This is a genomic window from Gordonia sp. JH63 (genome assembly GCF_009856645.1).
Lineage (GTDB): Bacteria > Actinomycetota > Actinomycetes > Mycobacteriales > Mycobacteriaceae > Gordonia > Gordonia hongkongensis.
The window spans coordinates 4,176,250-4,189,853 of sequence record NZ_CP047235.1; the positions used below are offsets into that span (position 1 = coordinate 4,176,250).

Consider the following 13,604-nt stretch of genomic DNA (forward strand, 5'->3'; position numbering starts at 1 on the left):
GTCACTTCTTTCCGGCGACGACCGCGCGGGCGGCGGCGTTGACGATGAAGGTCAGGACGAACAGGGTCAGGCCGGCCGAGATGTAGGCGCCGGTCTTGGCGGGCGAGTCGAATTCGGCCGCGTTGTTGGCGATCTTCGTCGCGAAGGTCTCGCCGCTCTCCATGAGGTTGAAGTTCATGGGACCGGCGGTCGAGATGATGAGCAGCAGCGCCATCGTCTCGCCGAGCGCGCGACCCAGGCCGAGCATCGAACCGGAGATGTAGCCGGAGAACCCGAAGGGCAGCACGGCGACCTTCACGACCTCGAACTTGGTGGCGCCCAGGGCGAGCGCGGCCTCACGATGACCCTTGGGGGTCTGCATGAAGACCTCGCGCGTGACCGCGGTGATGATCGGCAGGATCATGACCGCAAGAACGATGCCTGCGGTCAGCAGCGTGCCGCCGGTGCTCATGTTCGCGATCTGCGTGGGCTCCTGGAAGAACGGCAGGAAGCCGAGATTGCCGACCAGCCACTCGTTCACCGGCACCAGCGCCGGGCCGAGCACGAGGATGCCCCAGAGGCCGTAGACGATGGACGGCACCGCGGCGAGGAGGTCGACGGTGTAGGTGATCGGGCCGACGAACCGCTTCGGCGCGTACTCGGTGAGGAAGATCGAGATACCCAGCGCCACCGGCATGGCGATCAGCAACGCGATGACCGACACCACGACCGTTGCATAGAACAGCTGGGGGATACCGAAGGCGAGCTGATCTCCGCTGGTGATCCACTGCCCGGTGTAGGTGAAGAAGTTCTCCTCGTTCTGCGCCAGCGACGGAATCGCCTGTGCGAGAAGGAAGAGTGCGATCAGCGCGATGACGATCGAGACCACGAATCCCGAGCCGACGGCCAGGGTGCGGAACACCCGGTCGGCGACGCGGTGATGCGCGGCCGCGTGGAGCGAGGATCCGGGTTGGTCGGGCGATGACCCGGGGGCCTGGAATTCGCCGGTGTCCGGCGGGATCGCGCCACCCTCTTTGCTCAGCGAGGTCATGCGTCCTTCTTGTGATTCGGCTCTGGTCATTGGGGCCACTTCCCGCCGTCTCGTGGACACGCGAAATGTCGTGTCAGTGTGTCAACCACACGCGCGGGGCCGCAACCGAGGCGGCCCCGCGCACGTGATCAGAGGGGATTGATCAGGCGTTTCCGGACCCACCGGACAGCGAGTCGATGGTCCCCTGCAGCTTGGTCTTGAAGGCGTCGGGCACCGGCACGTAGCCGATCTCCTCGAGGCCGGCCTGGCCGTCGTTCAGGACCGCGGTGAACGCGTCCTTCAGCGTCTGGCTGGTGGCCTCGTCCTCGTAGCCCGCCGAGCAGACGATCGAGTACGGGGTGAGCAGCAGCGGGTAGGCGCCCGGAGCTTTCGAAGCGAACAGGGCGTCGGTATCGACGACGAGGTCCTTGCTGGCCGGGTCGGCGAAGGCCAGCGACTCGAGGGCGTTGCCCGCGCTCTCCGCGTTCAGCGTGACCGGGCCGGCGCCGAAGTCGATCTGAGCGACACCGAGGTCGTTCTCGGTGGCGAAGCCCCACTCGACATAGGTGATCGAGCCGGGGGTCTTGCTGACGGTGTCGCCGACGCCGGTCGACTTCGAGGCACCGGAACCGACACCCTTGGGCGCGAATTCCTTGCTGTGCTCGTACGGCCAGTCAGCCGGAGCCGCGTTCTCCAGGAAGCGCTGGAAGTTGTCGGTGGTACCCGAGCTGTCCGAGCGGTAGACCGGGACGATGTCGGTGGTGGGCAGCGACACACCGGGGTTCAGCGCGGCGATCTTGGGATCGTTCCAGGTGGTGATCTTGCCGTTGAAGATCTGCGCGATGACGCTGGAGTTGAGCTTGAGGTCCTCGACACCGTCGAGGTTGTAGGCGACCGCGACGGGCCCGACGACCAGCGGGAGGTGCCAGGGGGCGTTGCCGTTGCAACGCGCGGTGGCGTCGGTGACCTCGTCGTCCTTGAGGGCCGAGTCCGAGCCGGCGAAGTCGACGTCGCCCGCGATGAATTTCTTGATGCCGTCGCCCGAGCCGCTGCCGGTGTAGTCGAGCACGATGTCGCTGTTGTCGGTGAGGACCTGGCTGAAGTGCTCCATGGCCTTCTGCTGCGCGGTCGAGCCCTCGCCGCTGACAGCCTGTTCGCTTCCCCCACCGCCGCACGCCGTGACGAGTGTCAGTGCCGCGATCGCCGACACCGACGCCAGGGCGCCGTTCCGATTGATTTTCACCGCTGGTGTTGCCTTTCCGTTCGCGTTCCCCGCACCGACTGGCGTCGGCTCCGGAGTGTCCGAGTGGAAAGCTATGGGGGCGTGGTGGACTGATCCCCTCCAAAAGATGAACGACAGGTGAACTGGCCAAGGCAGACGGGGTGCGACCTGCCCAGGCGTGATCGTACGTGATCTGCGTAACCCGACATTCGAGACTTAGGCAAGCCTTGCTATAGTTCTGCGGATCGCACTCATGGCAACGCCTTCACCAACCCCGGATTCGACCCCCCGGCACGTCGACCCCCCGGCACCCCGACCCGGCGGGCTCCGGCGTATCCGAAGCGCGGCGATCGACCGGTTGCACGGACACAACCGGGCGGCGCTCGTCATCGGCCCCCTGGCTCTACCGTCCCGAGCGGTCGCCGCCGAACGGATCGTCCGGCTCGCGCGAATCGGTCCACACACCCGGGTCGGGCTCCTGCCCTCGCCGCACCGGCGACACTGGGTCTTCGATCCGGACGCGGCGGCCGACGCGGTCATCGCCGCACCACCCCCGGCGGCGGGTGCCGATCCGGCCCGCCTGTTCGAGGCCCTGTACTCGCTGCCACACCGGCCGCTTCGGATCGTGCTGGCCGGTGATCACCTCGCGCTGGACTACGACCACGGACTCGGCGACCTCACGCTGCTGAATCTGATCGTCGACGTGATCGTCGGCGCGGTCGACCCGTCGGGATTGCCGCCCCGGGGCCCCGCCGTCCCCCCACTGCTCGTCGCGGCCGCGGCCACCGTGGCAGATCCACGACGAACCCTGGCGCTTTTACGTTTCCGGCGACACCGCGAAACCGTCCAGCCGGTGCGAGCGCGGCGGCCGGTGCCTCCCCGACGACCGGCGGCCGCGAATGTCCACATCCCGGCCGACGATGTCGAGGCGATCCGGTCCGGCCGGGCGGCGTCGATGCCGGGAACCGGCCTGTTCGCCGTCTACACGGTCGCCCTGGTCGCCGCACTGACCGAGGCCGGCGTGCCGCTCGACCCGATGGTCACGCTGCCCTTCGACGCGCGCCATCACCTGCCGACGTCGATGCGGACCTACGCCAATTTCTCTGCAGGACTGAGCTTTCCGGTGTCCGACACCACGTCGGCGGCCGCCCTGCAACGGGAGATGACCGCGTCGGCCCGGATGGGCCGGCCGGCTGCCAACCTGGCGCTCGCCACCGTCAAGACCCTGCGCCGTGCCCGCACGGGCGGATCGGCTTCGCCGGCCCCGTGCGTCCCCGCCGAGGGCCCGGTCCATGCAGAGCTGCTCCATTCGAGTGTCGGTCACCTGCCCGGCCGCCGACGCGGCTGGCAGTGGTCCGACCCGGCGCGTGCCACCGTCATCGCCGTGGCCACGCCACCGTCGGCGGCCGGTATCACGGTCACGACCGGATTCGTGGACGGCGGGATCTCCATGACCGCCGCATTCCGCGACGACGTCTTCGACCCGGCCCGTATCCGCGCGGCCATGGATGCCGTCGCGGGGCACGCCGCCCGGATCGTCGGGGTGCCCTGACGCCCTCCGGTCCCCCGCCTCATCAGCGAACCCCATCCGACCCCGAGCTATCGAAGGCCGAAAAACGTGCTGTCCTCCCATCCTGTCGAGCCACTGGCCGACCCGGTGACCCCAGTCCCCGTCGCGGCCGTGCACGCTGATCCGGTCCCCGACGATGCAGTCCGGACAGAGCCGACCCTCTCGGTGATCGTCTGCTGCTACACGGAGCGTCGACGTCGGCTGCTCGACGCCGCGATCGCCGAGGTCCGCGCGCAACTGGGTCCCGCCGACGAACTGCGCGAGGGCGCCGGGCGACCGGTGTTCTGTTTCACCGGCGCGGGCGCATCCGCGCTCACCTTCGTGCCATTCGCCGATCGCATCGGCGAACTCGACGCCATCGGTTCGGTTTTCGCGTTCGCGCCACATGGCCTGGACACCCGCGGCATCCCCGACTGGACGGTCGACGCCGCCGTCCGGCGTCACCTCCGCGACCTACGTCGCATCCAGCCGGAGGGGCCTTACATCCTCGTGGGCCACTCTCTGGGCGGGTTCATCGCCCTGGAGACCGCGCGACGCCTCGAGGCCGACGGGCACCATGTCGATCTGGTCGTCGTGGTGGACACGTTCGTCCCACCGCGGGTGCTGCATCGCGCCAAGCGCGCCGACCCGTCCCTCACGACGGCCACCACATATGAACCGCTCCCCGGAAAGAATCGTGGCGCCGACGAATTCGGGTTCCGCTCGCCGGTGTGGTGAGAACCTCGCCGACCGCCGACGCGCAGGCGCTCGAGGAACTCGGTGTCCGGGTGGCGCGGCTGCACCGCCCCCGCCCGTACACCGGTCGCGCGCTCGTGGTGCAGGGCAGCGAGAATCGTGACGACCCTTCGGTGTGGCGGCGGCACATCGTGACCGGGGACGTCGACGTCCTCCGTCTCGAGTGCAATCACCTGTCCGTGGTTCGCGAGCCCCACATCGGCGACGTCGTCGACGCCATCGGCGCCGCACTCGGGCAGCCTCAGCCGTAGGCGACGTCGACGGCGTATCGGGTGAACCCGAGGCGCTCGTAGGTGTGCAGCGCGGCGACGTTGTCACCCTCCACGTAGAGGTTGATCTCCGAGACGCCCTCGCGCGCAAGGTGATGCAGGCCGGCGAGCGTCAACAACCGACCCAGTCCGCGACCCTGCGCCGCAGGATCGACGCCGACGATGTACACCTCGCCGAGGTCCGCGTCGTGCCGCTTCGTCCAGTGGAACCCGAGGAGCTTGCCATCTCCCCCGCCCGATCCGTCGCCGGCACGGTCGAAGGCGAGGAACAAACCCGCCGGATCGAACCAGTCGGCGGCAACCCGTTCACGGATCTGCTCCGGCGACCAGCCACCCTGCTCGGGATGCCAGTCGAAGGCCGCGTTGTTCACCCGCAGGATCTCGGCGTCATCGGCCGGTCCGGCATAGGTCCGCAGGTCGACCGTCGGGTCGACGACGAGTTCGGGGAGTTCGTGGCCGGGTCCGACCGGGCGGCGCAGCTGCAGCAGTTCGCGACGTTTCGTCAGCCCCATCGCCGCGGCGAGCGCCACCGCACCAGGCAGATTTCCATGAGCCCACACCCGGACCCCCGACCCCGATTCGGGCGCGGCCCCGAACGCCGCGTCGAGCAGCGCCCGGCCATGTCCCTCCCGTCGGTGCGCCGGGTCGACAACCGCCTCGATCATCGCCGGCTCGCCGTCGCGACCGGGGACGATGACGGCGTACCCCGCCTTCGACCTGACGTGCACGATCGGCGAGCCCTCGGGGGCGTCGATCGCGGCGACCGCCCCCTCCGAGAGCGGGGCGACACCATCGGCGTCGTTCGCCTCGCGCACCAAACGGTGAGCGAATTCAGCGACGTCGTCGGGCAGTGCGCCTCGACGCACCTGCGGGTCCTCAGTTCCCGGCACTGGCACTGAACTCCTCGTCGAACGGATCGGGACCGTCGAGCGCGTCGTCGAAGTCATCGGTGCCGACCGCATCGGGGCCAGAGGCGTCCTCGGACAGGTCGGCGTCGGCCGCGGGCGCCCGGCCACGCGTCGGACGGACTGCCTTGTATCCGACGTTGCGGACGGTCCCGATCAGCGACTCGTGCTCGCTGCCGAGTTTGGCGCGGAGTCGACGGACATGGACGTCGACGGTGCGGGTGCCGCCGAAGAAGTCGTACCCCCACACCTCCTGGAGCAGCTGGGCGCGCGTGAACACGCGACCCGCATTCTGCGCCAAGTACTTCAGGAGCTCGAACTCCTTGTAGGTCAGGTCGAGCGGACGTCCGCGCAGGCGTGCGGTGTAGGTCCCCTCGTCGATGACGAGTTCCCCCAGCGTGACCTTGCCCGAGGACTCCTCCGCAGCAACCCCCCGGGTTCGAACCACGAGCAGGCGCAACCGGGCATCGAGTTCGGCCGGACCGGTACCCGGCAGCAGGAATTCGTCGATGCCCCAGTCCGCGTTGACCGCGACCAGCCCGCCCTCGGTCAGCACCGCCGCGACCGGCACCGAGGAGCCGGTGCTGCCCAACAGGCGGCACAGCCCGCGGGCCGCCGCCAGGTCGGCGCGGGCATCGACCAGCGCCACATCGGCGTTCCCCGCCTCCATGAGTGACGACACCTCGGTCGGAGCGGTCCGCACCGTGTGCGCGAGCAGCGACAACGACGGCAAGACCGACTCCGGATTCGGGTCGGCCGTCAACAACAAGAGATCCACCCAGCACTCCGATCTCGTTCGTCCCCGTCCCGGACCATCCAGATCGCTCACCACGACGTGAACGCCACCCGCGCGTGGCTCGGCGATTGTTTACGCCGCCTTACCAACGTGTGCGAGATAGGTGACAGAATAGCGCCACCGGCGCGCTCACCTGTTAACAAGGCGACCACGACCGCCGGATGACCACGACGGGGAGGGTGATCGGCCGAGCATGCCGCGCATCCGGAAAGTGCTCGTCATCGGTGTGGTCGCCGCCCTGGCCGCCGCGGGGGTCGCGCTCGGCGTCGACGTCGGGGCCGCCGTTCGCGGGGAGCATCAGTTCTCCCGCGCCCTCGCCCAATCCCCCCGCGTGACTTTCGATCCCGAGGTCACCATCGCGGGTTTCCCGTTCACCCCGCAGTCGTCCGCCGGTCACTTCGACGGGGCCACGATCGCCGCCCGCGGCGTCGAACTACCCGGGTGTCCGCCCGCCCGCGGAGTCTGCCGCGGTGAGCTGGGTGCTTCTCTCGGCCCGTTCGACGTGGCCGACGGCAGCGGATTCTCGGCGAGTGATGTTCTCCACACCGGCTCGATCTCGGCGTACACCCGCCTCGATGCCGTCACCCTGGCCCGGTATCTGCGCATCATCGACCTGACCGTCAGCACCCCGGGACCGGACGACACGGCGGGCGCAGGCGGGCCCCAGGACGGCATCGTCAGTCGCGAGACCGGCGTCGTGCTCACCGGCACGGTCGCACTGCCGCCGGGCGACGGGCTCGATCCCGCCGACCCGCCGTCGGCGTCGTCCTACGACCGCCCCAAGGTGCGGGTGAGTGTGTCCGTCGACCTCTCCGTCGTCGACGGCGCACTGGACATCCGGGCGACCGGCTTCTACACCGGCCCCGAACGCCACGTCGACGCCGAGGTCCCGGCGGAATTCCGCGCCGCCGTGCTCGATCGGTTCAGCCTGACGCTCCCGCGCCTGCCGATGGCCTGGGATGTCGAACCCGATCGCGCGGAGAGTTTCGGCGGGGACGTCCAACTGGTCGGCGACTCCGGTCCGGCATCGGTGCGCCTCGACCGCTTCTGAGCAGTTCAGACCGTGTTCTCCCGGTCTCGGCGGCAAAGCACCCCGGCCGTTGGGGGCTCGATCGGCTCTGTTGTACCCTCGTGGGCATGCAGCAGCGCCGTGAGTACTTGCTCACACGACGCCGGGCGATCGACTTCTGTCGTGTCGCCGACTGCTGTTGTCGCACTCGCCGTTGACGGTGTGACCAACCCGTGCTGCGTTGAGCAGCCGGTCCGCCCACACCGTCGATGAGAACGGGGGCGTCTCCACCGAGGTCTGCGACCTCGTTCCCATGCGCCGTCACCCGTGCTCATCTCCCCGAGACGCGGGCATCCTTCTCGCGCCTCACCGTCTCCACCATCTCCATCTGTTCGATGACCATCACCGATCCACTCCGAAAGGACACCGCCATGGCACGTTCCGACGTCCTGGTCAGCACCGAATGGGCTGAGCAGAACCTCAAGGCCGACAAGACCGTCTTCGTCGAGGTCGACGAGGACACCTCGGCCTACGACGGCGGGCACATCGCCGGCGCCGTCAAGCTCGACTGGAAGACCGACCTGCAGGATCCGGTCCGCCGCGACTTCGTCGATGCCGAACAGTTCGGCAAGTTGCTCTCCGAGCGCGGGATCGCGAACGACGACACCGTGATCCTCTACGGCGGCAACAACAACTGGTTCGCTGCATACGCCTACTGGTACTTCAAGCTGTACGGCCACAACGACGTCAAGCTCCTCGACGGCGGCCGCAAGAAGTGGGAGCTCGACGGTCGCCCGCTGTCCAGCGACGCCGTCAGCCGTCCCGCCACGACCTACAAGGCCGGCGAGCCGGATGTCAGTATCCGCGCGTTCCGCGATGAGGTCGTCGACGCCATCGGCACCAAGAACCTCGTCGACGTGCGCAGCCCGGACGAGTTCTCCGGCAAGATCCTCGCGCCGGCCCACCTCCCGCAGGAGCAGAGCCAGCGTCCCGGTCACATCCCGAGCGCGATCAACGTGCCGTGGAGCAAGGCCGCCAACGAGGACGGCACCTTCAAGTCCGACGAGGAGCTCAAGGAGCTCTACGGCGAGGCGGGACTCGACGGCTCGAAGGACACCATCGCGTACTGCCGCATCGGCGAGCGGTCGAGCCACACCTGGTTCGTGCTGAAGGAACTGCTCGGCCAGCAGAACGTCAAGAACTACGACGGCAGCTGGACCGAGTACGGCTCGCTGATCGGCGTCCCGATCGAACTCGGAGAAGGAAAGTAAGAGATATGTGTGCTGCACCCAAGCAGGGACAGAAGCTGCCCGCTGGCGTCGACGTGGAGAAGGAGACCGTCCTGACCGGACAGGTCACCGACGGCTCGGGTTCGCCCGTCGCCGGCGCCTTCGTGCGTCTGCTCGACTCGACCGGTGAGTTCACCGCCGAGGTCGTGGCATCGCCCACCGGCGACTTCCGTTTCTTCGCCGCCCCCGGCACCTGGACGCTGCGCGCCCTGTCCGCGGTGGGCAACGGCGACGTGACGATCAGCCCCGAGGGCCCCGGCATCCACGAGAAGGACATCACCGTCTCGAAGTGACGCCACGCTCGACCCGGCAGCCCGGTCACCGCACCCGCGGTGACCGGGCTGTCTCGTTCTCTCCGCCCTCTAATCCCACTGGTCCCTGAGGTGCGAGGAGCGTAAGCGACGAGCCACGAAGGGCCCACCCCTCGACGGCGCCCTGACCACGGCGGGGTTAGAATTCCCCTCGTGGTCCTCTTCTTCGAAATCCTGCTGATCCTGGCCGCCGTGCTGATCACCTGGTTCGGTGTCTACACCCTGTACCGCCTGGTGACCGACGAGTCGTGACGCCCCCACCCGGCGGCACGACGGCCGACGGCCCTGCCGACCCGGACCCGTCCGAGGACGGTTCTGCCGACGCACTCTCGCAACCGCGTCGGTCCGGTGACGAGGCGATCAGTCAGGCCGAGGCCCGGGCGGTGGAGTCCGGCAGCCGTGAACGCAACGTCCCCACATGGGATGATCTGCCGCTCCCGGCCGACACCGCGAACCTCCGCCTCGGCGCGGACCTGCATCCCGGCCTCCTCGCACTCCTGCCGCTCGTCGGCGTGTGGCGTGGCGAGGGCGAAGGCCACGATCCCCAGACGGACACCGACTATCACTTCGCTCAGCAGATCGTCGTGTCCCACGACGGCCAGAACTTCCTCACCTGGGAGTCCCGCTCGTGGGTGATCGACGACGATGCTGCCTACCAGCGGCCCGACCTCCGCGAGTCCGGGTTCTGGCGGATCGGTGAGGACGACACCATCGAATTGCTCCTCGCCCACGCCGAGGGCTCGATCGAACTCTTCTACGGCACTCCCCTGAATCAGACCACCTGGGAACTCGCCACCGACGTCGTCATCAAGGCAGAATCAGGTCAACGCACCGGCGGCGCCAAACGGCTGTACGGACTCGTCGCCGACGGCGACCTCGCCTACGTCGAGGAGCGCGTCGACGCCGACGGGGACCTCACCCCGCGGCTCTCCGCCAAGCTGCGCCGCCACGTCGGCTGATCCACCTCATCGACGGAACCCGCGGCAGGGACGCGCGCCCTGCTCCCGGCGGCTCGCACATTCGCCCCGCTCGCTTCGCTCCCGGCGGCTCGGCCCCCTGCTCCCTGAGGTGCGAGCGAAGCGAGCCTCGAAGGGCCGCCGATCCGAGAACGCAAGGTACAGATTGCGTTTCGGCAGCGCGCTGTACACCGGCGCGCCGAGCATGACGACGACCGAACCGTAGGCGGTGACTTCCCCCGGCCGACCCGCCCAACCGGGATGCACGGTTCCCGACCTCGACATGTACGGGGCGTGCCCGGCCGTGCCGCCGCCCCGGCGACCGACGACCGAGAACACCTCAGCGCGGGCGGACTGCGGGGAGAGTTCGAAGACGGCACGCCCACCCGGTGGGCATTCGACGAAGGTGAACTCCGTGCCGGACCGATGGACCACCCCGATCCAGTCGCTGCCCGCGTTGCGTACGACGAACGTCGAACCGCCCGTCCGGTACTGGTACGAGACACCGGCCGCCGCGGCATCGAGCATGTGCCGACCGGAGACACCGCCGTTCCACTCCGCGCTCCACGGGGTGAGATATCGCTGGTCGAGGAACTCGCGGCGGGTGGGGATCGGAACCGTCACCGGCATCACCCGCCCGTCGCGCACCCACACCGCGCCGTACAGAACCGGCCGGCCGTCAGCGGTGCGGGGGGCCTGGAGGTAGGTGAGCGAATCCGCCTCCGGCAGAGCGATTTCCGAACCGGGAGGCAAGAGTTCGACATACGACCGGCCATCCTCGAGCAGGACCACGGCAGCCACGTCGTGCACACCACGGTTGTGGACGGCGATGCGGTCACCGGCCTCCCGCGACAGGTCCTCGGCGTGGAACAGGCCGGCGGCGTGCGGGTCGGCGAACGCGAATCGGGGTGCCGACGCCGTCCCGAAGTCCGGGTCGCCCGGGGTCCAGTAGTTCTCGCCCACCACGGGTTCGATGCGATCGCGATCCTGCGTCCCGACCGCCGCGGCGACATGCATGGTCACCATCTCTTCTTCTCCCTCTCGGCGCCCCGGCGGGCGCCGTGGACTGTGCTGTGCTCCCAGTCCAGCGGTTTCACGCCGCGGTTTCGCGAGTACTGCGCTACGCGAATCTTGTAGCGCTGCCCTACCTGCGCCCGGATCGGTTTCGGATGGAACCGGGACGCAGATCGAGTCGACGCAGCAGCTGTGCGTTCAACGCCACGACCACCGTCGAGGCGGACATCAGGATCGCGCCGACACTCATGGGCAGGACGAACCCGATCGGCGCCAGGATCCCGGCCGCCAACGGCACCGAGATGAGGTTGTAACCTGCTGCCCACCAGAGGTTCTGCGCCATCTTCCGATAGCCGGCACGCGACAGCTCGATGACCGACAGGACCGATCGCGGATCAGAGGAGGCGAGGATGACGCCGGCCGAGCCGATGGCCACGTCGGTGCCGGCACCGATCGCGATCCCGACGTCGGCCTGCGCGAGTGCGGGGGCGTCGTTGACGCCGTCGCCGACCATCGCGACGCGACGACCTTCGTGCTGCAGGTCCGCGACGATGGCGGCCTTGTCCTCGGGTCGGACCCCGGCGTACACCCGGTCGATGCCCAACCGGCCGGCGACATCGTCGGCCACCGCCTGCGCGTCGCCGGTGATCATCACGACCTGCACGTCGAGAGCGTGGAGTTCGTCCACGGCCACACGCGACTCCGGACGCACCTCGTCGGCGAGCCGGAACGCCCCCACGACACGATCGTCGACGAGCACGTGCAGGATGATCGCCCCCTGCTCCCGCCACGACGACGCGACGGGCAGTTCGTCGAGGCCGCGCTCGGCGAGCAGGTTGGGTCCACCCACCCGGACCCCGTGGCCGTCGACGGATGCAGACACCCCCACCGCAGGCGACGAGGAGAAGTCCTGTGCGACGGGCAGATCGATTCCCTCATCTCGAGCGGCCCGCACGATCGCCGAGGCCAGCGGATGCTCACTGCCCGCCTCCGCGGCGGCCGCGAGGGTCAGCACTCGACGCCGGTCCTGCCCGGGAGCCGGTTCGAGCTCGAGGACGGTCGGTTCTCCCTTCGTCAGGGTGCCGGTCTTGTCGAAGAGCACGGCGTCGACGTTGCGCATCGACTCGAGGGCGAGCCTGTCCTTGATCAGGACCCCGGCGCGCGCGGCCCGCTCTGTGGCGATGGAGACGACGAGCGGGATCGCGAGTCCCAACGCGTGGGGGCATGCGATGACCAGCACCGTGATCACGCGAACGACCGCCTCGTCGGGCGATCCGACCGCGGTCCAGGCGATCGCGGTGAGGACCGCGGCGCCGAGTGCGAACCAGAACAGCCACCCGGCCGCGGTATCGGCGAGTCGTTGGGCCCGTGACGACGATGCCTGCGCATCGGCGACGAGGCGTCCGATCCCGGCCAGCGCGGTGTCGTCGCCGGTCGCGGTCACGCGGACCCGCAGTCCGGAATCGGTCGCGACGGTGCCGGCGACCACGACGTCACCGACCTCCCGCCGAACGGGTGCCGACTCCCCGGTGACCATCGACTCGTCCATGCTCGCCGAACCGTCGACGATGGCGCCGTCGGCGGGCACGGACCCGCCGGGCCGGACGACGACCACGTCGCCGACGACCAGTTCCTCGGGAGATACCGAGATGATGTCGCTGCCCACGACCTTCTCGGCCTCGTCCGGAAGGAGCGCGGCGAGTGAGTCGAGAGCCGATGTCGTCCGGGCCAGCGAGCGCATCTCGATCCAGTGGCCGAGCAGCATGATCACGACGAGCAGTGCCAGCTCCCACCAGAAATTCAGGTGGTGGTCGAACAGGTGCAGCGTCGAACCCCAGGAGGCGACGAAGGCGACGGTGAGCGCGAGCGAGATCAGAAGCATCATCCCCGGGCGACGAGCTCGGAGCTCGGCGGCCGCGCCGACGAGGAACGGGCGCCCGCCCCACACGAAGAGAACTGTGCCGAGCAGCGGTGACACCCACCGGACCCACTCCGCGTCGGGCAGACCGTAGCCGAGTATGTCGGCGAACATGTCGTTGAAGGCCACGGTCGGGACCGCCAGCACGAGCATGATCCAGAACAGTCGCCGGAATTGCGCCACGTGGTCGCCGTGGCCCGCATGGCCGGCATGTCCGCCGTGGCCGGTGTGATCGGCGTGCCCCTCGTGGCCGTCGGGCCCGGGATCGAACTGGGGGCGGTGCGCGTGGTCGGCCGGTGCCGGCGTTGTCGGTGGATGGTCGTGGTGCGTGTTCATGAGGTCGAGGGTATACCCCCCTAGGGTATATACGCCAGGGGTACTTCTACCCTGTAGGGGTATTCACCGAACAAAACCGTCAGCAGACATGGAACGGCCCCCGCACCGCCCACGAAGGGCCTGCGCCGACCGGACCGGGTCGGGATGCGGGGGCCGGGTGACCACCTGGTATTCGCTTGCGCCGACCGGCGGGAATCCCGCCTCGGTGCGACACGAATGCCACACGGTCAACTGCTAACGGATGGTCACCTCACATGTCCGATGA

At 68.9% G+C, this 13,604-nt stretch carries 13 protein-coding genes; 7 read left to right on the forward strand and 6 right to left on the reverse strand.

Annotation, left to right across the window (positions count from 1 at the left end):
- Nucleotide 1: 1 nt before the first annotated feature.
- Both pstC and pstS read right to left on the reverse strand, forming a co-directional pair.
- Nucleotides 2-1,030, reverse strand: a complete 1,029-nt coding sequence (pstC, locus tag GR168_RS18485) for a phosphate ABC transporter permease subunit PstC (protein ID WP_137810317.1) — start codon at nt 1,028-1,030, stop codon at nt 2-4.
- Nucleotides 1,031-1,172: 142 nt separating this feature from the next.
- Nucleotides 1,173-2,252, reverse strand: coding sequence for a phosphate ABC transporter substrate-binding protein PstS (gene pstS / locus GR168_RS18490; RefSeq protein ID WP_159371399.1), 1,080 nt, complete (start codon nt 2,250-2,252; stop codon nt 1,173-1,175).
- Nucleotides 2,253-2,484: 232 nt separating this feature from the next.
- Between pstS and GR168_RS18495 the strand changes: the two genes are divergently transcribed.
- From GR168_RS18495 to GR168_RS23995, 3 genes are all read left to right on the forward strand, one after another.
- Nucleotides 2,485-3,783, forward strand: coding sequence for a hypothetical protein (locus GR168_RS18495; RefSeq protein ID WP_159371400.1), 1,299 nt, complete (start codon nt 2,485-2,487; stop codon nt 3,781-3,783).
- A gap of 105 nt (nt 3,784-3,888) precedes the next feature.
- Nucleotides 3,889-4,518, forward strand: coding sequence for an alpha/beta fold hydrolase (locus tag GR168_RS23990; protein WP_238994935.1), 630 nt, complete (start codon nt 3,889-3,891; stop codon nt 4,516-4,518).
- Nucleotides 4,515-4,787: a hypothetical protein gene (locus GR168_RS23995; protein ID WP_238994936.1), complete on the forward strand. Its 273-nt coding sequence runs from the start codon at nt 4,515-4,517 to the stop codon at nt 4,785-4,787. The genes GR168_RS23990 and GR168_RS23995 overlap by 4 nt, the downstream gene beginning before the upstream one ends.
- On the opposite strand, the gene mshD is transcribed toward GR168_RS23995, so the two are convergent.
- Nucleotides 4,778-5,701 (reverse strand): mycothiol synthase, encoded by a 924-nt coding sequence (gene mshD / locus GR168_RS18505; RefSeq protein ID WP_058253538.1) that lies wholly within the window; start codon nt 5,699-5,701, stop codon nt 4,778-4,780. The two genes, GR168_RS23995 and mshD, sit on opposite strands and share 10 nt — an antisense overlap.
- Complete coding sequence (locus GR168_RS18510; RefSeq protein ID WP_058253539.1) at nt 5,682-6,488, reverse strand: response regulator transcription factor; 807 nt, start codon at nt 6,486-6,488, stop codon at nt 5,682-5,684. The genes mshD and GR168_RS18510 overlap by 20 nt, the downstream gene beginning before the upstream one ends.
- A 211-nt stretch (nt 6,489-6,699) precedes the next feature.
- On the opposite strand from GR168_RS18510, the gene GR168_RS18515 reads away from it, so the two are divergent.
- From GR168_RS18515 to GR168_RS18530, 4 genes are all read left to right on the forward strand, one after another.
- Nucleotides 6,700-7,557, forward strand: coding sequence for a DUF2993 domain-containing protein (locus tag GR168_RS18515; protein WP_058253540.1), 858 nt, complete (start codon nt 6,700-6,702; stop codon nt 7,555-7,557).
- A gap of 389 nt (nt 7,558-7,946) precedes the next feature.
- Complete coding sequence (locus GR168_RS18520; protein WP_078113655.1) at nt 7,947-8,786, forward strand: sulfurtransferase; 840 nt, start codon at nt 7,947-7,949, stop codon at nt 8,784-8,786.
- Nucleotides 8,787-8,791: 5 nt separating this feature from the next.
- Nucleotides 8,792-9,097: a DUF1416 domain-containing protein gene (locus GR168_RS18525; RefSeq protein ID WP_010840619.1), complete on the forward strand. Its 306-nt coding sequence runs from the start codon at nt 8,792-8,794 to the stop codon at nt 9,095-9,097.
- A gap of 266 nt (nt 9,098-9,363) precedes the next feature.
- Nucleotides 9,364-10,074, forward strand: a complete 711-nt coding sequence (locus GR168_RS18530; RefSeq protein WP_078113629.1) for an FABP family protein — start codon at nt 9,364-9,366, stop codon at nt 10,072-10,074.
- A gap of 6 nt (nt 10,075-10,080) precedes the next feature.
- On the opposite strand, the gene GR168_RS18535 is transcribed toward GR168_RS18530, so the two are convergent.
- Nucleotides 10,081-11,097 carry a hypothetical protein gene (locus tag GR168_RS18535; RefSeq protein ID WP_231742640.1) on the reverse strand — a complete coding sequence of 339 codons (1,017 nt, stop codon included), beginning with the start codon at nt 11,095-11,097 and terminating at the stop codon, nt 10,081-10,083.
- Between the two features lie 118 nt (nt 11,098-11,215).
- Nucleotides 11,216-13,339: a heavy metal translocating P-type ATPase gene (locus tag GR168_RS18540; RefSeq protein WP_078113628.1), complete on the reverse strand. Its 2,124-nt coding sequence runs from the start codon at nt 13,337-13,339 to the stop codon at nt 11,216-11,218.
- Nucleotides 13,340-13,604 lie beyond the last annotated feature (265 nt).

Excerpts from the sequence above, each read along its gene's own strand:
- pstC (WP_137810317.1), bottom strand. The coding sequence starts at position 1,030 with ATGACCTCGCTGAGCAAAGAGGGTGGCGCGATCCCGCCGGACACCGGC.
- GR168_RS18495 (WP_159371400.1), top strand. The coding sequence starts at position 2,485 with ATGGCAACGCCTTCACCAACCCCGGATTCGACCCCCCGGCACGTCGAC.
- GR168_RS18515 (WP_058253540.1), top strand. The coding sequence starts at position 6,700 with ATGCCGCGCATCCGGAAAGTGCTCGTCATCGGTGTGGTCGCCGCCCTG.
- GR168_RS18520 (WP_078113655.1), top strand. The coding sequence starts at position 7,947 with ATGGCACGTTCCGACGTCCTGGTCAGCACCGAATGGGCTGAGCAGAAC.
- GR168_RS18525 (WP_010840619.1), top strand. The coding sequence starts at position 8,792 with ATGTGTGCTGCACCCAAGCAGGGACAGAAGCTGCCCGCTGGCGTCGAC.
- GR168_RS18535 (WP_231742640.1), bottom strand. The coding sequence starts at position 11,097 with ATGGTGACCATGCATGTCGCCGCGGCGGTCGGGACGCAGGATCGCGAT.
- GR168_RS18540 (WP_078113628.1), bottom strand. The coding sequence starts at position 13,339 with ATGAACACGCACCACGACCATCCACCGACAACGCCGGCACCGGCCGAC.